Here is a 22496-nt window from a genome sequence, read left to right on the forward strand (position 1 = left end):
CGGAGGTCAGAGGGGCGAGCCGTCCTCAGGGCCGCGGCGTGCCGCGACGTCCACAGGGGGCGGAGGGCTGCCCCGCGGACGGGACGTGAGGAGGGTGACCTGGTCCCGTGGCGCCCGCTCCCTCGCTCCCGCCGGACCTGCGCGCGCTCGCCCGCGCACAGGCTGACCTCGTCTCGACCGCGCAGTGCGACGCTGCCGGTGTCGGCAGGGGCCGGCGCGGGCGCCTCGTGAGCGACGGGCTCTGGCAGCGCGTGGTCAGGGGGGTCTACGACGTCCGTCCCGAGGGGTCCCGCGCCCCGCACGAGCTCAGGCGACGGGCCGCGTGGACCGGCCTGCTGGCGTACGGTCCCGGAGCGGTCGCCGTGGGTGCCTGCGCGCTCGCCCTGCACGACGTGGCCGGCCTGCCCTCGGGCACGGCGCCCGAGGTGGCGCTCCCCGGCGGCCGGTACGCGCCCGGCCGGGACGGTGTCCGCGTGCGGCGGTTCGACGTCGTCGGCGTCCGCGTCGGCGGTGCGCTCGCGGCGCCCCTGCCGGTCGCCCTCGTCCAGGCGCTGCCCGAGCTGCCGCGGGACCACGCGGTCGCGGTGCTCGACGACGTGCTGCGCCGTCGACGCCTGACCGTGGCGGAGCTGCGGGCGGTACGAGCGGCCGTCGTCGGGCGGCGAGGTGCCGCGCGGACGCGTGGGTGGTGGGACCTCGTGGACCCGCGCGCGGAGTCGCCGCTGGAGACGTTCGCCCGGCTGCAGTGCGTCGACGGGGGCGTGCCGCCGGACGAGCTGCAGCACGTCGTCCGGGGGCGGGACGGGGCCCTCGTCGCGCGCTGCGACCTGGGCTGGCGACGCCGTGACGGGAGCTGGGTGCTGGGCGAGGTGGACGGGCGCGAGTTCCACGACGTCCCGGCCGCGCTGCTGCACGACCGGCGGCGGCAGAACGCGCTCGCCGTGCTCGGCCACACGGTGCTCCGGTTCACCGCGGCCGACGTCGCGCGGCGCCGCGTCGCCCCGGTCGTCCGCGCCGCCCTGACGGCCTCGACGCGCCCCTGACGCCCCCCGCCCGGCGGCCCCGCGCTCACGAGCGCAACCTCGTGCACGCGCGAGGGGCCGCAGGCGTGCACCAGGTTGCGCTCGCGAGCCGGGGGGTGGGGGTGGGGCGGGTGGGGGTGAGGCGGGTGGGGGTGGGGGTGGGGTGGGGTGGCGGCGGACGTCCCGGCGGGCGGTTCCGTGGGGGTGGCAGACTGCGGTCGTACCGCATCCGTCTACGTGCAGGAGATGCCGCGATGCCCATCGCAACCCCCGAGGTCTACGCCGAGATGATCGACCGGGCGAAGGCCGGCAGGTTCGCCTACCCCGCCGTCAACATCACGTCGTCCCAGACCGTCACCGCCGCCATCCAGGGCTTCGCGGAGGCCGAGTCGGACGGCATCATCCAGGTGTCCGTCGGCGGCGCCGAGTACGCCTCGGGCTCGACGATCAAGAACCGCATCAGCGGCTCGCTGGCGCTCGCGGCGTACGCGACCGAGGTCGCGAAGAACTACGGCGTGACGATCGCGCTGCACACGGACCACTGCGTCAAGAAGAACCTCGACTCGTGGGTCCGCCCGCTGCTCGCGCACGAGGCCGAGCAGGTCAAGCGCGGCGAGAACCCGCTGTTCCAGTCGCACATGTTCGACGGCTCGGACATCCCGCTCGAGGAGAACCTCGTCATCGCGGCGGAGCTCCTCGAGCTCTCCCAGGCGGCCCGCACGATCCTCGAGATCGAGGTCGGCGTCGTCGGTGGCGAGGAGGACGGCCACGAGGCCGAGATCAACGAGAAGCTCTACACGACGGCCGAGGACGGCCTCGCGACGGTCCGCGCGCTCGGCGCCGGCGAGAAGGGCCGCTACCTGACGGCCCTGACGTTCGGCAACGTGCACGGCGTGTACAAGCCGGGTGCGGTCAAGCTGCGCCCGTCGATCCTCGCGGACATCCAGAAGGCCGTCGGCGACGAGATCGGCAAGGAGAACCCGTTCGACCTCGTGTTCCACGGCGGTTCGGGCTCCACGGCCGAGGAGATCTCCGAGGCGGTCGACAACGGCGTCATCAAGATGAACATCGACACCGACACCCAGTACGCGTTCACGCGCCCGGTCGTCGGCCACATGTTCACCAACTACGACGGCGTGCTGAAGATCGACGGCGAGGTCGGCAACAAGAAGGCCTACGACCCGCGCGCCTGGGGCAAGCTCGCCGAGGCGGGCATGGCCGCGCGCGTCGTCGAGGCGTGCCAGCAGCTGCGCTCGGCGGGTCAGAAGCTCTCCTGACCCCCGGCACCACGCACGACGGCCCCGGACCTCGCGAGGTCCGGGGCCGTCGTCGTCCCACCGCAGTGACCGGCGGGTTCGTCTCAGGGAGTGGTCGAGTCCACGGGCTCGAACGGCTCCGCCGTGTCGTCGTCGTCCACCACGTCGAGCAGCTCGCCGATGCGGGTCACCTCGAGGAGGAACCGCACCGTCGGCGGCACCCGCAGCAGGCGCACGCGGTGCTCGCTGCGGATCGACAGGCGGGCCAGGAACGCGACACCCGACGAGTCCATGAACGTCACGTGGTGCGCGTCGACCTCGATCGGCAGACCGCGCTGCTCGGCCTCGGCCGTCGCCTCCTGGAGCTCGGGGCCCAGGTCCGCGTCGACCTCGCCCGACAGGACGATCCGCGTACGGTCCGTGCCGACGATGACGTGCACGGCCCCGGGCTCACCGGCAGCCGGTCCCCCGCCCGGCTCCGTGGTGTGCGTGGGCTCGCCCTGGTCGGGGCTGTTACCGTCTCGCACGATGCTCCTTCCGGCGCAGGGGGAGGGGCTCGCCGTGTGGTCGAGTTTGTCCTTCCGCTCGGCACGCTAGACGATCGGAGGTGGTGGTGGTCAACTCCCACGCCTCCGCGTCGCCCGTCGGTGCGGTCCCGGAGGTCCTCCACGGGGTGACCTCGGACCTCCTCGCCGGCGCCCTCGAGGCGACGCTCGTGCCGACCGCCCTGCTCACGGCCTCGCCCGACGCCGTCCGTGTCGCCTGGGCGAACGGGGCCCTGGCGCGGGCCACCGGGTACGAGCCGCAGCGGGTCGTCGCGCTCGACGTGCTCACCGACCCGCGTGTCCGACCCGTGGACGTCCCGGCCACGCGCGCCGGGTTCGCCGGCGGCCTGCCGTTCACGCAGCGCGTGGTCCTGCGGCGCTCCGACGGCGCCTACGTCCACTGCATCGCGCACCTCGCGCCCGTCGGTGCCCCCGCCCTCCGTGCCGGGGCCTGGGTCGTCGCGCTCCAGGACCTCACGGCGCAGCTGAGCGAGCGCGCCGAGCAGGTCGCGCTGGTGGAGGCCGAGCGGCGCGAGCGGCGCAGCCTGTCCCTCGTCGCGCGCGTCTCGGACCTGCTGATGGACGTCGACGAGCCGCACGGGCTGCGGGAGATCGCGTCCCTGCTGACGGCCGAGGTCGTCGGCTGGGCCGGCTTCTACCTGCACGACCGGGGCCTGTGGGCGGCCGAGGGCCTCGACCCCCGCCGTCCGGGCGGCGCGCCGCGGCCGGACGGGCAGGGCCCCCGCCTGCCCATGTCGTGCCCGCGGGACCCGGTGGGACGGCTCCTGGGCGGGTCCCCGGACCGGGCCGTGGAGCTCGACCTCGGCGCCGGTCAGCCGGAGGGCACCTACGCGCAGTGGCTCGCCGCGCACGTCGACCTGGCGGCCGCCCACGCCGAGCGCACCGGTCGGCCCGTCCCGGCCGGGGAGGACCGCACCGTGGTGGTGCTGCCCGTGCCCGGGCGGCGCCGGACCCTCGGCCTCCTGGTCGTCCGGCCGCGGGGCGGCGGCGGGCTCGCGGCCCTCGACGCGTCGACGCTGACGGTCCTCGAGCTCATCGCCCGGCGCGTGGGCATCTCCATCGACAACGTCCGGCTGTACGACCGCGAGCACCGGCTCGCGGAGACGCTGCAGCGCGCGATGCTCCCCGAGCAGGGCGAGGTCGACGGCCTGGACGTGTGGACGTACTACTCGCCGAACGCCGACGACGCGCAGGTCGGCGGCGACTGGTACGACGTGCAGCAGCTCGGGGCGGAGACGGTCGGGGTCGTGGTGGGGGACGTCGTGGGCCACGACGTCGAGGCGGCGGCAGCGATGGGGCAGCTGCGCTCGGTCGTGCGGTCGTACGCCATGGACATCGCCACGCCCGGCTCGGTGCTGGACCGCGTCGACCAGCTCTTCGGCGGCCTGCGCATCCCGCGTGCGGCGAGCCTCGTGCTGTCCACGCTGCGGCGCGAGCCGGACGGCACCTGGCTGCTGCGCTACGCCCGCGCCGGCCACCTGCCGGTCCTGCACGTGCGCGACGGGCACGCCACGCAGCTGCGTGACGCCGGCGGCCCCCTGATCGGGTTCGGCACCGGCGGCCGGACGACGGCGGAGGCCGTCCTCGAGCCCGGCGACGTGCTCGTCTACTACACCGACGGCCTCGTCGAGCGGCGCGACCGCAGCCTCCGTGACGGCCTGACCGTGCTGGAGACCGTCGCGGCGAGCATCACCGCCCGCGACGCCCCCGGCATCGGGGAGGACCTGCTCTCGCGGCTCGCGGACCACCCCGAGGACGACGTCGCGGTCGTGGTCGTCCGGGTGCCCGACCCGGAGGACCACCTGCGCGGCACGACGAGCCCGCGCCGGCGGCGGTGGTCGCTGCCCAGCGAGCCCGCGTCGATCGCCCGGGCGCGGCACGCCGTCGTGCGCACCTGCGAGGCCTGGGACATCCGCGAGGCGTCCAACGCCGAGCTCGTGGTGAGCGAGCTCGTCGCGAACGCCGTGCTGCACGGCTGGGGTCACGTCGCCCTGCAGCTCTACGACACGGGCGACGGCCTGCGGATCGAGGTCGAGGACGCCAACCCGACCCCGCCCGTCACGACCGACGGGCACCCGGGCCGTGTCGGCGGGTTCGGCATGCAGATCGTCGAGCGGCTGTCCGACTGGGGCTGGCGGCAGTCGCGCGGCGGCAAGGTCGTGTGGGCGAAGGTGCGCCCGGGCGCGCTGCCGCGGTCGGGGCGCACCGAGGACTGACCGCGCGGGCTCCCGCGCGCCGGTGGCCGCCGCGGCGGCCCGGGGTCAGGCCGGGGCGTTGGCCCGGTCGTCCTCCGTCACGCCCTCGAGCGGCTCGCAGCGGTGCGAGGTGTCGATGCGGAAGAGGTCGAGCGCGCCGCAGATCTCGAGGACGAACAGGTCGCGCTCGGCGGCCCCGCGCAGGACGGTGGCGCCGCCGCGGCGCCGCCCCGCGTCGGCGAGCGAGATGAGGAACGCCGCGCCGGTGGAGTCCATGAACGTCACGCGGCACATGTCGATGACGAGGAGCTGGCGGCGCAGGCCGACCACGCGCGCCGTGACCTCGGGGAACTGGTCGCGCTCCGCCAGGTCGAGGTCGCCCGCGATGACGAGGGTCGTGGTCGTGGACGACGTCGAGATCTCGATCATGGTGCTCCGGTCCGACGGTGCCGACCGGGGAGGGGCGGCCGCGGCACGGCCTGCTGGTCGGCCGTTCGACTGTAGCCGCGGTGCCGAGCGGTCGCACCTCGGCCCCGGGTGACTCCCGCGCACGTCCGCCCCCGCAGGCCCCCCGCGGTGCAGACTGGCGCCATGGCGCACGAGAACCTCCTGGACGGTCCCGCACCCACGCACCTGCCCGCCGACGGCCCGGACGGCGCCGCCCGCACCGCGCTCTCCGTCGGGGAGGACCCGCGGGACGTCGCCCGCGTCGCCCCCGCCTCGTCGCTCGCCTGGGCCCTGCTGGCCGAGCGAGCGGACGACCCGGTGGAGGCCTACGCGTACGCCCGCACCGGGTACCACCGCGGCCTGGACGCCCTGCGGCGGGCCGGGTGGCGGGGACGGGGGCCGATCCCGGCCGCGCACGAGCCGAACCAGGGCTTCCTGCGCGCGCTGCTCGCGCTCGCGGACGCCGCGGACGCGATCGGCGAGACCGAGGAGGGCGAGCGCTGCCGGCAGTTCCTGCTGGACTCGGGCACGTCCGCCGACGAGGTCCGCGCGCTGCGCTGATCCCGTCCGGACGGGCGCGCGGCACCCGCGTCACCACCCTCCGGTACCCTTCCGGGTGGCCGCGGGTCACTGCCGCCCGCGCCCGGGTCACCCGCGCCGCGAGCCCGCTCGCGCCCGTCTGCGGGCGGAGCCGCACCGCAGGCAGCAGGAAGTGGTGATCTGCATGCCCGCCGTCGTGGTGCTCGGCGCCCAGTGGGGCGACGAGGGCAAGGGCAAGGCGACCGACCAGCTCGGCGACCGCACCGACTACGTCGTGAAGTTCAACGGCGGCAACAACGCCGGGCACACGGTCGTGATCGAGGGCGAGAAGTACGCGCTCCACCTGCTGCCGTCGGGCATCCTCACGCCCGGCGTCGTCCCGGTGATCGCCAACGGCGTCGTCGTCGACATCGAGGTGCTGTTCGAGGAGATCGAGGCGCTCGAGGCCCGCGGCGTGGACACGTCCCGCCTGCTCGTGTCCTCGGCGGCCCACGTCATCGCGCCGTACCACCGCACGATGGACAAGGTCACCGAGCGGTTCCTCGGCAAGCGGCGCATCGGCACCACGGGCCGCGGCATCGGCCCGACGTACGCGGACAAGATCAACCGCGTCGGCATCCGCGTCCAGGACCTGTTCGACGAGAAGATCCTGCGGCAGAAGGTCGAGGGCGCCCTCGACCAGAAGAACCACCTGCTGGTGAAGGTCTACAACCGCCGCGCGATCACCGTGGACGAGACCGTCGACGAGCTGCTGCGCCACGCCGAGCGCCTGCGCCCGATGGTCGCCGACACGCCGCTCGTGCTGAACCGCGCGCTGGACGAGGGGAAGACCCTCGTGTTCGAGGCCGGGCAGGCCACGATGCTCGACGTCGACCACGGCACCTACCCGTTCGTCACGTCCTCGGCCTGCACCGCCGGCGGCGCGTGCACGGGCTCGGGCGTCGGCCCGACCCGGATCGACCGCGTCGTCGCGGTCGCCAAGGCGTACACGACGCGTGTCGGCGAGGGTCCGTTCCCCACCGAGCTGCTCGACGAGGACGGCGAGTGGCTGCGCCAGACCGGCGGCGAGTTCGGCACCACCACGGGCCGTCCGCGCCGCACCGGCTGGTACGACGCCGTCGTCGTGCGCTACGCGTCCCTCGTCAACGGGCTCACCGACCTCGTCGTGACGAAGCTCGACGTGCTCACGGGCCGCGACCGGATCCCCGTCTGCGTCGCCTACGACGTCGACGGCCGGCGCGTCGAGGACATGCCGGTCGACCAGACCGACTTCCACCACGCGAAGCCCGTCTACGAGTACCTCGACGGGTGGACCGAGGACATCTCCGGCGCGCGCTCGATGGACGACCTGCCGCGCAACGCGCAGCGCTACCTGCAGTTCCTCGAGGACGTGTCCGGCACCCGGATCTCCTCGGTGGGCGTGGGCCCGGGGCGCGAGGCGACGATCATCCGGCACGAGCTGCTCGGCTGACCTCCTCGTCGACGACGCGCTGGCGCAGGCGCGTCGCGAGGACCACGACGGCGGTGACGGCGACGGCGGTGGCGCCGAGCAGGGCGGGGGCGAGCCCCGCGAGCTCGGCGGCGGCGCCGGCGGCGAGCGCGCCCAGCGGCATGGCGCCCGTGGCGAGGGTGCGGGACGCGCCGCTGACGCGTCCGAGCAGGTGCGCAGGCACGAGCCGCTGCCGCATCGTCTGGTTGAGCACGTTGCCCGCGGTGCTCGTCGTGCCCACGACGAGCACCGTCACGGCGACGGCGGCCACGTGCGGGACCAGGACGGGCAGCGCGAGCGCGGCGTAGGCGACGAGCCACGCGCCGAGGATGAGCCGGACCTCGCCGACGCGGGCGACCAGCCGGGGCGCGAGCAGCGAGCCGGCGACCGCGCCGACGGCGAGCCCCGCGGCGAGCACGCTGTAGAGCTGCGGGGTCAGCCCGAGGCGCGAGCCGGGGCCGACGCACCACAGCACGAACAGCGTGAAGTAGCCGGTGCTCGCCATGTTGAGGACGGCCGCGGTGAGGACGACCGGCCGCACGACGCGGTGCCGCAGCAGGACGCCCAGGCCCTCCCGGGCGCGCACCGGACCGGCGCCGGCCGGCGCGCGGTGCGACCCGGGCACGCCGCGCGCGAGCAGCAGGACCGCGAGCAGGGCGAGCGCGGCGGGGGCGCCGAGCAGCCATCCGCCGCCGAGCGTGAGCAGGGCGCCGGCGACGGGCGCCCCGACGAAGGAGTTCGCGACCTGCTGCACGGCGACGAGGCGCCCGTTGGCCGCCGGCAGCAGGGCGCGGGGCACCAGCGTGGGCAGCATGGCGGCGGACGCGAGGTCCGCGAGGACCTCGGTCACGCCGTAGGCGAGGACGAGGACGGCGAGCACCGGGAGGGTGAGCCGGCCCGTGGCGGCGAGCCACGCCCCGGCGCCGAGGACCACGGCCCGTGCGGCGAGTGCCGCGAGCTGGGCGTGCCGCCGGTCGACGCGGTCGACGAGGGTGCCTGCGGCGACGCCGAGCACGAGCCACGGCAGCCAGGGCGCGGCGGCGACGAGGGAGAGCGCGGCGGGGGAGCGGGTGAGCGTGACGGCGAGCAGCGGCACGCCCATCTGCACGACGCCGTCGCCGAGGTTCGCGAGCCCCGACGAGGCGACGAGGGCGTGGAACGGGCGACCGAGGGTGGCGGCGGCCGGCGCGGGTGCGGACGCGGCAGTCGACGTGCCGGCCGTGGTGGTGCCGCTGACGGGGGTCGTCATCGCCTGCTCCTCGTTACAGTGGGACGAGCTCTGCAGAGATCTCTTTGCAGAGAGAACTTTGCAAAGGTATCTCTGCAGATGACCCAGGACAAGACCCCCCTCGGCACCGAGGCGCTGAAGGCCTTCGCCCACCCGCTGCGCATGGCGATGTACGCGGCGCTGCGCGACGACGGCCCCGCCACCGCGAGCATGCTGGCGCGACGCTTCGGGGAGTCGAGCGGCCAGACCAGCTACCACCTGCGCCAGCTCGAGCGGCACGGGTTCGTCGAGGACGACCCCGACCGTCCCGGCAGCCGGGAGCGCTGGTGGCGGTCGCGCGGGTTCAGCCTCGACGTGCGCGACCTGCTGGAGGACCCCGACGCCGCGCCCGCCGCGCACGCCCTCCTGGACGACGTGGTCGCCGAGCGCGCACGGACCCTGTCGGCGCGGGTCGAGGAGCGCCCGACACGCCCGTGGTCCCCCGAGATGACCCTGACCTCGACCCTCCGGCTCACGCAGGACGAGGCAGCGGAGCTCGTCGAGCGCGGCCAGGCGCTCGTCGAGGAGTACCGCGCACGGGCCGCCGAGCGGATCGACGCGGGCGACCTGGCGGGCCGCCACCGCGTCCGCGTCTACCTCGACGTCCTCGCGCTGCCGGCGGCCGCCGGCGGCGACGTGCCGGAGCCGCCCGCCGCGCCGCCGGCCGGCTGACCCGGCGGGCGGCCGGCCGGCTGACCCGGCGGGCGGCGCCCCGGACGGGCGTCCGACGCGGCCGGCGCCGCCGGTCGGTACGCTCGGCGCCCGTGGAGATCCTCGTCGTCGGCACCGGTGCCCGTGAGCACGCCCTCGTCCGCGCGCTGGCGCTCGACCCCGCCGTCACCGCGCTGCACGCGGCGCCCGGCAACCCGGGGATCGCGCGGCACGCGGAGCTGCACGCCGTCGACCCGCTGGACGGCGCCGCCGTCGCGGAGCTGGCGACGTCGCTCGGCGTCGACCTCGTCGTCGTCGGCCCGGAGGCGCCGCTCGTCGCGGGCGTCGCCGACGCGGTGCGGGAGGCGGGCGTCCCCGTGTTCGGCCCGTCGCGGGAGGCCGCGCGCCTCGAGGGGTCGAAGGCGTTCGCCAAGGAGGTCATGGCGGCGGCGGGCGTGCCCACGGCGGAGCCGCGCGTCGCGACCACGGTCGAGGAGGTCGAGTCCGCGCTCGACGCGTTCGGCGCCCCGTACGTCGTGAAGGACGACGGGCTGGCCGCCGGCAAGGGCGTCGTCGTCACGGACGACCGGGCCGCCGCGCTCGCGCACGCGGAGGCGTGCCTCGGCAAGGACGGCGGCACCGTCGTGGTCGAGGAGTACCTCGACGGCCCGGAGGTCTCGCTGTTCGTGCTGTCCGACGGCACCGACGTCGTGCCGCTCGTCCCGGCGCAGGACTTCAAGCGCGCGCTCGACGGCGACGCCGGCCCGAACACCGGCGGCATGGGCGCGTACTCGCCGCTGCCGTGGGCGCCCGAGGGGCTCGTGGACGAGGTCGTCGAGACCGTCGCCCGGCCCACCGTCGCCGAGATGGCCCGGCGCGGCACCCCCTTCGTCGGGGTCCTGTACTGCGGCCTCGCCCTCACGAGCCGGGGTGTGCGGGTCGTGGAGTTCAACGCGCGCTTCGGCGACCCGGAGACGCAGGTCGTGCTCGCGCGCCTCGCGACGCCGCTCGGCGGTGTGCTCCTCGCTGCCGCGACCGGGCGGCTGGGGGAGCTGCCGCCGCTGCACTGGCGCGCCGACGCGGCCGTCACGGTCGTCGTCGCGTCGGAGGGCTACCCGCAGGCCCCGCGCACGGGCGACCCCATCACGGGCCTCGACGGGGCCGACACCGTGCCCGGCGTGCACGTGCTGCACGCCGGCACCGCCGTGCGCACGACCGGGGAGACCGGCGAGAACCCGCTGAACGCACCGCTGCTCGTGTCCGCGGGCGGCCGCGTGCTCTCGGTGGTGGGTGTGGGGGAGACCCTCGCCGCGGCGCGGCGCGCGGCCTACGTCGCGGTGGACGCCATCAACCTCGGCGGGTCGCACCACCGCACCGACATCGCGCTCGCGGCGGCGGAGGACGCGGCGGCGGAGGACGCGGCCGGGCGCTGACGCGCGGACGCGGCGCCCGCCCGGCGCCGCGCCCGGACCGCCCTCAGCCGGCGACGCCCAGCAGCGACCGGGTGATCCGCTCGGAGTCGCCCGCCATCTCGCGGATGGCCGCGGCCAGGTCGGCGTCCCCGACCGTGCGGTTCTGCTCCGCCGCGAGCAGCACGGCCCGGCGGATCGCCTCCTTGACGAACGACGCCGTCATGCCGGCCGTCGCGTCCGCGGCGGCGTCCAGCGCGTCGTCGGAGAACGGCAGGCCCTGCGCGTAGAGGGCGAACAGCCGGCGGCGTCCCGCGTCGTCCGGCAGCGGCACCTCGACGGCCAGGTCGATGCGGCCCGGCCGCTGCGCGAGCGCCGGCTCGAGCACGTCGGCGCGGTTCGTCGTGAGCAGGAACGTCACGTCCGCGTCGGGGGCGAGGCCGTCGAGGGCGTCGAGCACCTCGAACAGGACCGGCGTGGTGCCCCCCATCGAGCGTTCCTCCGCGACGAGGTCGCAGTCCTCCAGGACCACGATCGACGGCTGCAGCGCCCGGGCGGTCTCGGCGGCGACGCCGATGAGCTGCAGCGCAGGGCCGGAGAGCAGGATCACCGTCGTGCCCGGGCTCGCGCCCACGAGGTGCCGGACGGTGTGCGTCTTGCCGGTGCCGGGCGGGCCGTACAGCAGCACCCCGCGCTTGAGGTGCTGACCGGCGGCGCGCAGGGCGTCCCGGTGCCGCGCGACGCCGAGCACCTGCCGCTCGACCCGCTCGAGCGTGCCGTCGGGCAGCACCACGTCCTCGCGGGGCACGACCGGCCGCGCGACGTGCACCACGCCGGCCTCGCCCGGGTCGAACGGCGAGCCCGAGAACGTGACGACCTGCCCGCGCAGCGCGCTGCGGGCGTCCATCTCGTGCCGGACCCGGGTGAGGACGTCGGCCGCCACCGCCTCGTCCGGGCAGAGCACCTCGAGGACGGGCGCGCCGTTGTGCCGCATGTTCGTCCGACGCTGCAGCAGCGCGACGGGCACGCCGTCCGCCGTGAACAGGTGCAGGCCGAACGCGACCGTCTGCCGGGTCGTCGTCGGGCCGGTGGCCGCCCGGTGGTAGTCGACGGGGCCCACGGGGAACTGCCCCCACGCACCCGCGTGCTGCAGGATCTCCGACAGCGACATGTGGGCGCGCTGGTCACCGCCGCCCACGCCGACGAGACGTCCGCCACCGGCGTCCGCGACGACGGCGGCGACGGCGATGTCCACGTCCACCCGGCGCAGCACCGGCAGCTCCGCGGTGTGGACGGCGAGCGTGCGCGGGTCCGTGCCGAGGTGCTCGGCGAGCAGGGGCACGAGCGGGTCGAGGACGGCGCCCTGCTCGGCCTGCTGGCGGCGCGCGGCCGCCTCGCCGAGGGCCTGGTACGCCGTGAGGAACGCGTCGAGCTGCTCGGGGGAGATCTGCGCCATGCCGTCCTCCGGGTCGTGGGTGCGTCCACCGTAGGGGTGGGGGCGCACGCCCGTCCCGCACTCCACGGCACACTGTGCCCGTGAGCGACGCGACCCCCACCGTCCCCGTCCTGCCCGGCTGGCGGCACGTCTACTCGGGCAAGGTCCGGGACCTGTTCGAGCCGGACGACTCGACCGCCGGCGTCGCGCTGCGCGACCTGCACGGCGACGTCGTCCTCGTCGTCGCGAGCGACCGGGTCTCCGCGTACGACCACGTGCTGAGCCCGGGCATCCCGGGCAAGGGCGTCGTGCTGACGCAGCTGAGCCTGTGGTGGTTCGAGCAGCTCGCCGACCTCGTGCCCAACCACGTCGTGACGACCGACGTGCCCGACGCGGTCGCCGGGCGCGCGATGGTCTGCCGGCGCCTCGACATGTTCCCGGTCGAGTGCGTCGCCCGCGGCTACCTCACCGGGTCGGGGCTGGCCGAGTACCGCGCGAGCGGCGAGGTCACGGGCATCCGGCTGCCGTCGGGCCTGGTCGACGGCTCCCGCCTGCCGGCCCCGATCTTCACGCCGGCGACGAAGGCCGCCGTCGGCGAGCACGACGAGAACGTGCGGTTCTCGGCGGTGGTCGACCTGGTCGGCCCCGGCACCGCGGAGCGGCTGCGCGACCTCACGCTCGCGGTCTACGGGCGGGCGGAGCAGGTCGCGCGCGACCGCGGCGTGATCCTCGCGGACACGAAGCTCGAGTTCGGCGCCGACCCGTCCACGGGCGACGTGACCCTCGGCGACGAGGTGCTCACGCCGGACTCCTCGCGGTTCTGGCCCGCGGACCAGTGGGAGCCCGGCCGCGCGCAGTCGAGCTTCGACAAGCAGTTCGTCCGCGACTGGCTGACGTCGCCGGCGTCGGGCTGGGACCGGGCGTCGGACACCCCGCCGCCCGCGCTGCCGCAGGACGTCGTCGCGCGCACCCGCGAACGCTACCTGGAGGCGTTCGAGCGCCTCACGGGCCGCGCCCTCAGCCTCTGAGGGCCGTCAGAGCAGCGTCAGCACCCCGAGCACGCCCACCGCGAGGCCGAGCGCGAGCGACACCGCGATGAGCACGGCGTGCACGGTGAGGAAGCGGGTCGGCCGGCCGGCGTCGTCGCGCGAGCGCGGGTCGGCGGCGATGCGCTGCCAGAAGCGCGGCCAGATGAGCAGGTTCCAGGCCCCCGCGACGACGAGGACGACGGACCAGGCGACGGGGAGCTCCACGGCGCCGATGATCCCACGCACGCGGCGGCGGGCCCGGCGCGGCCCTACTCCAGCCGGACGTCCGCGAGCCGGTGCAGGCGCCGCCAGGTGCCCGTGCCCGCCTGCGGCGCGACCGCCGCGAGGACGTCCGCGGCGGGCAGCGGCCCGAGGTCGAGCGCGGTGATCGCCGCGACCTCGGCGACCGGCACCTGGAACGTCCGGAACGGCCCGAGCGGCGGCGGGTCGCCGGCGGGCGGGGCGGCGGCGGGTGCGGCCTCGTCGAGCTGCGGGGACTGGTCGAGCACGAACGCGGCGGCCGCGAGCGCCCGGCCGCCGTCGACGGCCCACGCGGCGACCTTCCAGTAGCGCAGGGGGATGGCGACGCCGCGGTAGACCGGGTCGTCGCCGGCCAGCACGGGTCCGGTGAGGACGTTCACCCGGACGCGGTGCGCCCGCGCGTGCTCCAGCACGTGGTCCTCGAGGCCGACCCACAGGTCCTCGCCCTGGTTGAACGCGGCCGCCTGGGGCGCGGCGTTCGGGTACGCGAACGTCTCGCGGTTCGCCCGGGCGGCGACGTCCGGCGGCCCCCACACGGGATCACGACGGCGCACGAGGTGACCGCGGTCCAGGTCGTTGCGGGCGTACAGCTCCGGGCCGCACTGCTCGTCCGCGGGCACACGCGGGTCGAGGTGCCAGTCGTCGCCCCGCGGGACGTCGCGCAGCGCCGTCCCGTCGACGTTCACCGCCGTCGCCGCTGCCAGCCGGCGCACCGGGTCGAGGAGCACCGTGAAGTGCGTCGAGGGCAGCACGCGCACGGCCCCGCCCGGCTCGGGCAGCGGCACGTGCGGGCCGAGGAAGTCGGGGTCGTAGCCGGCGGGGGCGTCCTCGGTGGGCGGCATGCGCCGACGCTAACGGGCGGCACCGACGCGGGCCCGGGTATGGCGTCGATGCATCGTCACGCGATATATATCGGCTGTGCGCCTGACCGAGCAGAGCTACCTCGTCCTCCTCGCCCTCGCCGAGGAACCGCGGCACGGGTACGGCATCGTGCAGGCCGTCCGGGACCTGTCCGACGGCGACGTCCGGCTCGGCGCCGGCACGCTGTACGGCGTGCTCGACCGCCTCGTCGGGGCGGGCTGGGCGGAGGCCTGCGGCGAGGAGGTCGTGGACGGCCGGCTGCGCCGGTACTACCGGCTGACCGGGCAGGGGCGCGAGGTCGTCGCCGCCCACACCCAGCGGCTCGCGGCGCTCGCCCGCCGCGCGAGCCGGGTCGTCGGGCCCGTCGGCCGGCCCGCCGCCGGAGGTGCCTGGTGACCCGGCCGGACGCGACGCCGCTGCCCGGGGTCGACCCCCGCTTCGCGCGCTCCGCGCGGCGCTGGCTCGTCGCCTACCCGCGGGACTGGCGGGAGGAGCGCGCCGACGAGGTGACGTCCCTGCTGGCGGACCTCGCGGCACCGGGGGCGCGGCGCGTCGGCGCGCGCGCCGGCCTGCCGCTGGTGTGGTCCGGGATGGCGGCGCGCCGCCGTCGGCGTCCGCCCCTGCACGTCGTCCTCGGCTACCGGGCCCTCTCCCGCCCGGTCCCCGCCCGCTACCGGGCGTGGGTGCGGGCCGACCTGACCGACCCGTGGCGTCCGCTGTGGGCCGGCTGGTGGCGTCTCCTCGGGGTCACGCCGGTGCTCGCGATGCTCGTGGCCACGGCCGACGCGACGCACGAGGTGCTCGGGGTGCTCACGTTCCTCCTCGCCTTCGCCGCCACCGCGTCCGCGTGCGACGCCGCGTACCGGCGCCGCGACGCCGAGCGGCACCTCCTGCCGAGCGCGGGCGAGCGCCTGCAGCCGGGGGACGCGCGCCGCGCGGAGGTGCTGCGCGACCGTGCCCAGGCCCTGCCGGCGGCCGAGGCCGCCGTGCGTGCCCTCGTCGTCCTCGCCCTCGGCTCGGCCGGGTGCCTCGTCGTCGCCGCGGCCGGCGGCGGCCCGGGGGTGGGCATCGCGGTGACCGTCGCGGTCGGTGCCGCGCTGGGGCCGGTCGCGCTGCGACGGACCCGGCGGCGGGCGCCGCTGCTGGACGCGCTGCCCCCGCAGCCGGGGCGCCGCCTGGTGCTCCCGACGACGGGTGCGCTCGCGGCCGCGCCGCTGGGCGCGGCGGCCGTCGTCGGCCTCGCGGCGACCACCGTCGCCGCCGGTGACGAGCGGGCGGTCGTGGCGACGGTCGCCCTGGCGGCGGCCGCGGCCGGCGCGCCGGTGCTCCTGTGGGTGCGCGGATGGCTGCGGTCCCGGCGGGACCTCGCGGGCGTCGACGTCCTGCGCGCCCTCGTGACCGGGCGGCGTCCGCCGCTCGACCTCCCGCGTCCGGGGCTGGTCCTGGTGCCGCCCGCGGCGCAGGGGACCGACGGCGGCGCGCTGTCGGAGGCGTGAGGGACGGCCCTGCGCGGCGCTCCTCACCGCCGTCCGCGGACGGGCCGTCGGTCCTGCCCCGGACGGGCCGTAGGATCGGAGGGACCCCCCACCGTCGCGAACCAGGGAGCACCCGTGGGACGAGTCGTCGTCGACGTGATGCCGAAGCCGGAGATCCTCGACCCGCAGGGCAAGGCCGTGGCCGGTGCGCTGCCGCGCCTGGGCTTCGGGCAGTTCACGTCCGTGCGCCAGGGCAAGCGGTTCGAGCTCGAGGTGGACGGGCCGGTGACGCCCGAGGTCCTCGAGGCCGCCGCGGCCGCCGCCGAGCAGGTCCTGTCCAACCCGGTGATCGAGGACGTCGTCCGCGTCGCCGACATCGAGGCCGACGCCGCCGCGACGGTGGCGAGCCAGGGTCTGGCCTGATGACCCGCATCGGCGTCGTCACGTTCCCCGGGACGCTCGACGACCGCGACGCGGCCCGTGCCGTGCGCCTGGCCGGCGGCGAGCCGGTCGCGCTGTGGCACGCGGACGCGGACCTCAAGGACGTCGACGCGGTCGTGCTGCCCGGCGGGTTCTCCTACGGCGACTACCTGCGCGCCGGGGCGATCAGCCGGTTCGCGCCCGTCATGGGCGAGGTCGTCGAGGCCGCCGGCAAGGGCCTGCCCGTGCTCGGCATCTGCAACGGCTTCCAGGTCCTCACCGAGGCGCACCTGCTGCCGGGCTCGATGATCAAGAACGAGAGCCTGCACTTCCTGTGCCGCGAGCAGGTGCTCACGGTCGAGAACAGCGACACGGCCTGGACGCGCGAGTTCGAGCGCGGCGAGGACATCACGATCCCGCTGAAGAACCAGGACGGCCAGTACGTCGCCGACGAGCGCACCCTCGACGAGCTCGAGGGCGAGGGCCGGGTCGTGTTCCGCTACCAGGGCGGCAACCCGAACGGCTCGCGCCGCGACATCGCCGGCATCACGAACGCCGCGGGCAACGTGGTCGGCCTCATGCCGCACCCCGAGCACGCCGTCGAGCCGGGCTTCGGCCCGGACGGCGCGCAGGGCCCGCGCAGCGGCACGGACGGGCTCCGGTTCTTCACCTCGGTCCTGCGCGCGCTCGTCGGCTGACCCGTGGCGGGTGACGCCGGCGTGGGCGAGGCCGACGCCTCGACGTCGGTCCGTGTCGACGTCGTCCCGTGGGACGACCCCGACGCCCGCCTGCTGCGCGACGCCCAGCAGGCGGAGCTGCGCGAGCGCTACGGCGAGGACGACATCGGGCACGACATGACCGGCGAGGCCATCGCGGTCATGCTCGTGCTGCGCGCCGACGGCGAGGCCGTCGCCTGCGGTGCCCTGCGGGACGCGACCGACCTGGGCGCGGGCACGGGCGAGCTCAAGCGCATGTACGTGCGGCCCTCCTGGCGGGGCCGCGGCCTGTCGCGGCGCGTCCTGGAGGAGCTCGAGGCGGCCGCGCGCGAGCGCGGGTTCGGCCGGCTGGTGCTGGAGACGGGCGTGCTGCAGCCCGAGGCGATCGGCCTGTACCTGTCCGCCGGGTACCGGCCCGTGCCCCGCTGGGGCGAGTACGCGGACGCCCCGGACTCCCGCTGCTTCGCGAAGGACCTCACCGCCCCGGGCACGTCGTCGCCGGCGCCGGAGCCGCCGGAGGTCACCGTCGTGCCCGTCCGGTGGGACGACCCGGACGCGGCGGCGCTGCGGCGGGCCGTGGTCGCCGAGCTCGCGGCGCGCGGCCCGGGGGACGGCCACGGGCTGGACGACGCGGACCTCGCCCGGTCCGACGCCGAGGCGGGGGACGGCGTCCTGGCGACGCTCCTGGCGCGGCTCGGCGGCGAAGCCGTGGGCTGCGTGGCGGTCCGACGCGCACCGGCGCCGTGGCCGGACGGCTGGGCCGAGGTGAGGTGTCTGTACGTGTCGCCCCCGCTCCGCGGCCGCGGCGCAGGACGCCGGCTGCTGACCGCCGCGCAGGAGGCGGCCCGCGCGCGCGGCTGCACGGCGGCCGTCCTCGCCACCGGCGTCCTGCCCCCGGCCTCGGTCGGCCTGTACCTCGCGCTGGGCTACCGGCCGGTGCGCCCCGCGGTGGACTGGTCGGCGACCCCCGACCTGCTCTGGTTCGCCCGTCCCCTGTGACATGACGATCCGGATCGGGACGTCCGGCTGGTCCTACGACCACTGGGACGGCGTCCTCTACCGGCCCGGGCTGCCCGCCGCGCAGCGCCTGGCGCGGTACGTCGAGGCGTTCGACACGGTGGAGCTCAACGCGAGCTTCTACCGCTGGCCGCGCGAGCAGGCCTTCGCGCGCTGGCGGGAGCGCCTGCCCGAGGGGTTCACGATGTCGGTGAAGGCACCGCGCGGCCTCACCCACGCCCGCCGGCTGAACCGGCCGGAGGTGTGGTCGGAGCGGATGACGCGGTGCTGGCACGAGCTGCGCGGGCGCCGCGAGGCGCTGCTCGTCCAGCTGCGCCCCGACGCCGAGCGCGACGACGCCCGCCTCGCGTACTTCCTCGGCACGCTCCCGGACTGGCTGCAGGTGGCGGTCGAGCTGCGGCACCCGTCGTGGCAGACCGACGCCGTCTTCGACCTGCTGGCACGGCACGGCGCGGCGTACTGCGTCGTCTCGGGCGCGCAGATCCCGTGCGTCCTGCGCGCCACGGCCCGGCTCGTCTACGTGCGCCTGCACGGCCCGGACGACCGGCACCTCTACGCGGGCTCCTACTCCGACGACGACCTGCGCTGGTGGGCGGACCGCGTCCGCGAGTGGGACGCGCAGGGGCACGACGTCGTCGCCTACTTCAACAACGACGGGGGCGGCCACGCGGTGCGCAACGCGTGGCGGCTGCGCGAGCTGCTCCACGGGTGACGTCGCCCACCGGGGGTGGCTCCGCGGCGGGTGCGGCGTCTACGCTGGCGCCCATGTCCTCGTCCCGGGTGTGTTGTCGCTGAGCTGACGACCCCGCGCGCCCGTGGCCGACCGGCCCTCGCCGCGCACCCGGTACGACCCGAGGACCTCCTCCCGTGGCTCAGCCCGTTCTCGCGCGCACCCGCGCCGCCCACGTCCCCGCCGCCGCCCCCGCCTCGCGCGTGGAGGTCGCCGGCACCGCACCCGCTCCCGGCCGGGTGGAGTTCCGCCTCGACGGCGACGCCCTCACCGAGGCCGCGGTCGCCCTCGCCGCGGCGCGCGCCGACGTCGTCCGCCTCGTGCACTCCGCCGCGCTGCCCACGCCGGCCTCCGTGCGCGCGCTCGTCGACGTCCTCGAGGACGAGGTGCGAGCCGTCGGCCGCGACCGTGCGGACGTGCGCCTCGTCCTGGAGGTCGACGCGGTCGTCGCCGCCGACGACGCCGACGCCGCCCGCCGCCGCGAGCGGCTCGCGTACGCGGAGGCGTTCTCGGGTGCGACCTGGTCGGCGACCGCGACCTGGCTCGTCGGGACGCCCGCGCGGCTCGTGGACGACGCCCGCGACCTCGCCGCCCGGACCGGCGTGGACGCGGTCGCGCTGGCGCTCGTCGGGGGGTCCGCGGCGCACGGGCCGGCCCTGGCGGCCGCCGCCGCGTCCTGAGCGGCGGGTGCCCGCGCCTGCGGGTGCGACGCCGTCCCGCTCTGCCTAGCGTGGCGGGGACGGGTGCCGCCGGGGCGCCCCGCGGACGGAGGCACCCGATGGCGCACGAGGCGGACCACCTGGACCGGGACGAGGGCATCGCGAAGGTCGCCGAGCTCATCAAGGACGTCCGCATCGCGATGCTCACGACGGTCGACCCGTCGGGCGCGCTCGTGAGCCGACCCATGGCGGTGCAGGACGTCGACTTCGACGGCGACCTGTGGTTCTTCACCGAGGCGGACAGCCACAAGGCCGACGAGGTCCGCGGCGGCGGCCCCGCGAACGCGGCCTTCGCGGGGTCGACGCACTGGGTGTCGGTCTCCGGTACGGCGGAGGTCGTGCGGGACCGGGCGAAGATCGAGGAGCTGTGGGGCACGTCCGCGGAGGCGTGGTTCCCCGACGGGCCGACGACCCCGGGCGTCGCGCTCATCAAGCTCGAGGCGGAGAGCGCGGAGTACTGGGACAGCCCCGGCGGGCGGCTGGCGACGGTCTTCAGCCTCGTGAAGTCGAAGGTCAAGGGCGAGCGGTACGACGGGGGCGAGAACGCCGAGGTCGACCTGAGCTGACCGGGCAGGGCGGCGGCGGGTCCCGGTCGTCGTCGGCGGCCGGGACCCGCCCACGCGTCAGACGCCCGCCCCCACCAGCCGGTGCCGCGCCGCGAGCGCCTTGCCCGTGAGCGACGCCGGTTCCTCGACCAGCGCGGCCGGCGGTCCGCTGAACACGACGGTCCCGCCCTCGGAGCCGGCGCCCGGGCCCATGTCGAGCACGTGGTCCGCGCGCGAGATCACGTCGAGGTTGTGCTCGATGACGACCACCGTCGACCCGGCGTCGACGAACCGGTCGAGCAGGGTGATGAGCCGGTCGACGTCAGCCATGTGCAGGCCGCTCGTGGGCTCGTCCAGCACGTACAGGTCGGCGGGGGAGCCGAGCTCGATCGCCAGCTTGAGCCGCTGGCGCTCCCCGCCGGAGAGCGTCGACAGCGGCTGGCCGAGCGTGACGTAGCCGATGCCGACGTCGTCGAGGGCGGCGAGCGTCGCCGCGATCGCCTTCTCCGACCGCTCGGTGAAGAACTCCCGGGCGTCGGCCACCGACATCTCCAGCACGTCCGCGATGGACCTGCCGCGCAGCGTGTACCCCAGCACCTCGTCGGTGAACCGGCGCCCGCCGCAGGTCTCGCACGGGCTCTTCATCGGCTCGAGCGTCCCGAGGTCGGTGTAGATGATGCCCAGGCCGTTGCACGCGGGGCACGCACCCTCGGAGTTCGCGCTGAACAGCGCCGGCTTCACGCCGTTCGCCTTGGCGAACGCCTTGCGGACCAGGTCCGCCATGCCCGTGAACGTCGCGGGGTTCGAGCGGCGCGAGCCGCGGGTCGTGGCCTGGTCGACGACGACCGCGTGCGGGTGCTGGCGCGGCAGGACCCCGCGCACGAGCGAGCTCTTGCCGGAGCCGGCCACGCCGGTGACCGCGACGAGCACGCCCGTCGGGATCTCGACCGTCACGTCGTGCAGGTTGTGCAGGGTCGCACGGGCGACGGTCAGCGACCCCGTGGGCGTGCGCGGGTCCGTCTTCAGCGGCTGGTGGCGTGCCATGTGCTCGCCCGTGACCGTCCCCGAGGTGAGCAGGCCGGCGACGTCGCCCTCGTAGACCACCCGCCCGCCGGCGGCGCCGGCGCCCGGGCCGACGTCGACCACGTGGTCGGCGATCTCGATGACCTCCGGCTTGTGCTCGACGACCAGCACGGTGTTGCCCTTGTCGGTCAGGGCGCGCAGCAGCTCGTTCATGCGGTGCACGTCGTGCGGGTGCAGCCCGGTGCTCGGCTCGTCGAACACGTACGTGACGTCCGTGAGGGCGGAGCCCAGGTGGCGGACCATCTTCACGCGCTGCGACTCCCCGCCGGACAGCGACGTGCTCTCGCGCGACAGGCTGAGGTACCCCAGGCCGATGTGCACGAGCGCGTCCAGCCGGTCCGCGATGTCGTCCAGGAGCGGCCGATACTCCGGGGCGTCGAGGCCGCGCACCCACACGGCCAGCTCGCTCACCTGCATCGCCGTGCACTCCGCGATGGACCGCCCCGCGACGAGGCTGCCCAGGGCCGCGGGGCTCAGGCGCGTGCCGCCGCACTCGGGGCACGGGCCGCGCGTCGAGATCCGCTCGACCGCGGCGCGCACGTGCGGCTGCAGCTGCTCCGGGTTCTTCGTCAGGTACGACCGGCGCAGCTTGGTGATGAGGCCCTCGTACGTGAACGACGCACCACCCGCGTCGACCTTCGGCGGCTTGCCCTCCGGCCCGTGCAGCAGGATGCGGCGCTGCTCCGGGGTGTACGTGGAGATCTTCGCGTCGGGGTCGAAGAAGCCCGAGCTCACGAAGATGCGCCAGTACCACCCGTCCACCTGGTAGTTCGGGAAGTCGATCGCCCCCTCGTTCAGGCTCTTGTCGGGGTGGACCAGCGCGTCCTCGTCGATCGCCGCGACGGACCCGACGCCCTCGCAGCCCGGGCACCAGCCGCGCGGGTCGTTGAAGGAGAACGCGATCGGCGTGCCGAGGTTCGGCGTGCCGAGCCGCGCCCACAGCCGGCGCAGCATCGCGTAGGCGTCGGTGACGGTGCCGACCGTCGAGCGGGCGTTGCCGCCCATCGGCTCCTGGTCGACGACGATCGACGCGGTGAGGCCGGTCAGGGAGTCCGCGTCGGGCTGCGCGCTCTGCGGCAGGAAGTTCTGCACGAACGCGCTGTGCGTCTCGTTGAGCAGCCGCTGCGACTCGGCGGCGATCGTGTCGAACGCGATCGACGACTTGCCGGACCCGGACACGCCGGTGAAGACGGTCAGGCGGCGCTTGGGGACGTCCAGGTCGACGTCCTGCAGGTTGTTCTCACGGGCACCGCGGATGGCGATGACGTCGGGCACGGCTGCTCCTCGGGGCGGGGTGGGCGGCACGGCGGTACCGACCGGCGGGGGAGCCACGAGTCATCGGGGCACCGCCGGCGGAGACGGCT

23 protein-coding genes are annotated in these 22496 nt (G+C 76.0%); 16 read left to right on the forward strand and 7 right to left on the reverse strand.

Annotated features, from left to right (window positions below; all coding sequences use genetic code 11):
- Positions 1-107: 107 nt before the first annotated feature.
- Together FB586_RS04620 and fbaA are read left to right on the forward strand one after the other, a co-directional pair.
- Positions 108-1043 carry a putative endonuclease domain-containing protein gene (locus FB586_RS04620; RefSeq protein ID WP_136518091.1) on the forward strand — a complete coding sequence of 312 codons (936 nt, stop codon included), beginning with the start codon at positions 108-110 and terminating at the stop codon, positions 1041-1043.
- A 233-nt stretch (positions 1044-1276) separates the two neighbouring features.
- On the forward strand, positions 1277-2299 hold the full coding sequence (gene fbaA, locus FB586_RS04630; RefSeq protein WP_136518093.1) for a class II fructose-bisphosphate aldolase: 1023 nt from the start codon (positions 1277-1279) through the stop codon (positions 2297-2299).
- 83 nt (positions 2300-2382) lie between these two features.
- Here the strand turns inward: fbaA and FB586_RS04635 are convergent, their stop codons facing one another.
- Positions 2383-2805, reverse strand: coding sequence for an STAS domain-containing protein (locus FB586_RS04635; RefSeq protein WP_246036440.1), 423 nt, complete (start codon positions 2803-2805; stop codon positions 2383-2385).
- A 146-nt stretch (positions 2806-2951) separates the two neighbouring features.
- Here FB586_RS04635 and FB586_RS04640 point away from each other — a divergent pair, with 146 nt between their 5' ends.
- Positions 2952-5060: an ATP-binding SpoIIE family protein phosphatase gene (locus FB586_RS04640; RefSeq protein ID WP_246036442.1), complete on the forward strand. Its 2109-nt coding sequence runs from the start codon at positions 2952-2954 to the stop codon at positions 5058-5060.
- 45 nt (positions 5061-5105) lie between these two features.
- Here the strand turns inward: FB586_RS04640 and FB586_RS04645 are convergent, their stop codons facing one another.
- Complete coding sequence (locus tag FB586_RS04645; protein WP_136518095.1) at positions 5106-5468, reverse strand: STAS domain-containing protein; 363 nt, start codon at positions 5466-5468, stop codon at positions 5106-5108.
- Positions 5469-5630: 162 nt separating this feature from the next.
- On the opposite strand from FB586_RS04645, the gene FB586_RS04650 reads away from it, so the two are divergent.
- Positions 5631-6047 carry a DUF3151 domain-containing protein gene (locus FB586_RS04650; protein ID WP_136518096.1) on the forward strand — a complete coding sequence of 139 codons (417 nt, stop codon included), beginning with the start codon at positions 5631-5633 and terminating at the stop codon, positions 6045-6047.
- Positions 6048-6210: 163 nt separating this feature from the next.
- On the forward strand, positions 6211-7497 hold the full coding sequence (locus tag FB586_RS04655; RefSeq protein ID WP_136518097.1) for an adenylosuccinate synthase: 1287 nt from the start codon (positions 6211-6213) through the stop codon (positions 7495-7497).
- Here the strand turns inward: FB586_RS04655 and FB586_RS04660 are convergent.
- A complete protein-coding gene (locus FB586_RS04660; RefSeq protein ID WP_136518098.1) occupies positions 7472-8764 on the reverse strand; it encodes an MFS transporter in 1293 nt (430 codons plus the stop codon). The two genes, FB586_RS04655 and FB586_RS04660, sit on opposite strands and share 26 nt — an antisense overlap.
- A gap of 78 nt (positions 8765-8842) precedes the next feature.
- On the opposite strand from FB586_RS04660, the gene FB586_RS04665 reads away from it, so the two are divergent.
- The gene (locus FB586_RS04665; protein ID WP_136518099.1) at positions 8843-9454 is read left to right on the forward strand and encodes a winged helix-turn-helix domain-containing protein; all 612 of its coding nucleotides are present in this window, start codon (positions 8843-8845) and stop codon (positions 9452-9454) included.
- Positions 9455-9546: 92 nt separating this feature from the next.
- Positions 9547-10866 (forward strand): phosphoribosylamine--glycine ligase, encoded by a 1320-nt coding sequence (gene purD, locus FB586_RS04670; protein WP_136518100.1) that lies wholly within the window; start codon positions 9547-9549, stop codon positions 10864-10866.
- Positions 10867-10909: 43 nt separating this feature from the next.
- Here the strand turns inward: purD and FB586_RS04675 are convergent, their stop codons facing one another.
- Positions 10910-12298, reverse strand: coding sequence for an AAA family ATPase (locus FB586_RS04675; protein WP_136518101.1), 1389 nt, complete (start codon positions 12296-12298; stop codon positions 10910-10912).
- An 80-nt stretch (positions 12299-12378) separates the two neighbouring features.
- Here FB586_RS04675 and FB586_RS04680 point away from each other — a divergent pair, with 80 nt between their 5' ends.
- Positions 12379-13305 (forward strand): phosphoribosylaminoimidazolesuccinocarboxamide synthase, encoded by a 927-nt coding sequence (locus FB586_RS04680; RefSeq protein WP_370741043.1) that lies wholly within the window; start codon positions 12379-12381, stop codon positions 13303-13305.
- A 6-nt stretch (positions 13306-13311) separates the two neighbouring features.
- Here FB586_RS04680 and FB586_RS04685 read toward each other — a convergent pair whose 3' ends face one another.
- The gene (locus FB586_RS04685) at positions 13312-13530 is read right to left on the reverse strand and encodes an SCO4848 family membrane protein (RefSeq protein ID WP_136518103.1); all 219 of its coding nucleotides are present in this window, start codon (positions 13528-13530) and stop codon (positions 13312-13314) included.
- A 44-nt stretch (positions 13531-13574) separates the two neighbouring features.
- Positions 13575-14408 carry a DNA/RNA non-specific endonuclease gene (locus tag FB586_RS04690; protein WP_136518104.1) on the reverse strand — a complete coding sequence of 278 codons (834 nt, stop codon included), beginning with the start codon at positions 14406-14408 and terminating at the stop codon, positions 13575-13577.
- Positions 14409-14484: 76 nt separating this feature from the next.
- On the opposite strand from FB586_RS04690, the gene FB586_RS04695 reads away from it, so the two are divergent.
- The 8 genes from FB586_RS04695 to FB586_RS04730 all read left to right on the forward strand — a co-directional run bounded on the left by FB586_RS04695 (position 14485) and on the right by FB586_RS04730 (position 20070).
- Positions 14485-14823, forward strand: coding sequence for a PadR family transcriptional regulator (locus FB586_RS04695; protein WP_246036444.1), 339 nt, complete (start codon positions 14485-14487; stop codon positions 14821-14823).
- A complete protein-coding gene (locus tag FB586_RS04700) occupies positions 14820-15923 on the forward strand; it encodes a hypothetical protein (protein ID WP_136518106.1) in 1104 nt (367 codons plus the stop codon). Before FB586_RS04695 ends, FB586_RS04700 begins: the two co-directional genes overlap by 4 nt.
- Positions 15924-16037: 114 nt before the next feature.
- On the forward strand, positions 16038-16325 hold the full coding sequence (gene purS / locus FB586_RS04705) for a phosphoribosylformylglycinamidine synthase subunit PurS (RefSeq protein WP_136518107.1): 288 nt from the start codon (positions 16038-16040) through the stop codon (positions 16323-16325).
- Positions 16325-17020 carry a phosphoribosylformylglycinamidine synthase subunit PurQ gene (gene purQ / locus FB586_RS04710; protein WP_136518108.1) on the forward strand — a complete coding sequence of 232 codons (696 nt, stop codon included), beginning with the start codon at positions 16325-16327 and terminating at the stop codon, positions 17018-17020. Before purS ends, purQ begins: the two co-directional genes overlap by 1 nt.
- A gap of 3 nt (positions 17021-17023) precedes the next feature.
- Positions 17024-18037 carry a GNAT family N-acetyltransferase gene (locus tag FB586_RS04715; RefSeq protein WP_246036446.1) on the forward strand — a complete coding sequence of 338 codons (1014 nt, stop codon included), beginning with the start codon at positions 17024-17026 and terminating at the stop codon, positions 18035-18037.
- A 1-nt stretch (position 18038) separates the two neighbouring features.
- Complete coding sequence (locus tag FB586_RS04720; protein WP_136518109.1) at positions 18039-18767, forward strand: DUF72 domain-containing protein; 729 nt, start codon at positions 18039-18041, stop codon at positions 18765-18767.
- A gap of 155 nt (positions 18768-18922) precedes the next feature.
- Positions 18923-19465 carry an LLM class flavin-dependent oxidoreductase gene (locus FB586_RS04725; protein ID WP_136518110.1) on the forward strand — a complete coding sequence of 181 codons (543 nt, stop codon included), beginning with the start codon at positions 18923-18925 and terminating at the stop codon, positions 19463-19465.
- A gap of 98 nt (positions 19466-19563) precedes the next feature.
- Positions 19564-20070, forward strand: coding sequence for a pyridoxamine 5'-phosphate oxidase family protein (locus FB586_RS04730; RefSeq protein ID WP_370741044.1), 507 nt, complete (start codon positions 19564-19566; stop codon positions 20068-20070).
- A 57-nt stretch (positions 20071-20127) separates the two neighbouring features.
- Here the strand turns inward: FB586_RS04730 and FB586_RS04735 are convergent, their stop codons facing one another.
- Entirely contained in the window at positions 20128-22407 is a 2280-nt protein-coding gene (locus tag FB586_RS04735) for an ATP-binding cassette domain-containing protein (RefSeq protein ID WP_136518111.1), read from the reverse strand.
- Between the last annotated feature and the right edge of the window lie 89 nt (positions 22408-22496).

The organism is Cellulomonas telluris (assembly GCF_004886325.1).
GTDB lineage: Bacteria > Actinomycetota > Actinomycetes > Actinomycetales > Cellulomonadaceae > Cellulomonas > Cellulomonas telluris.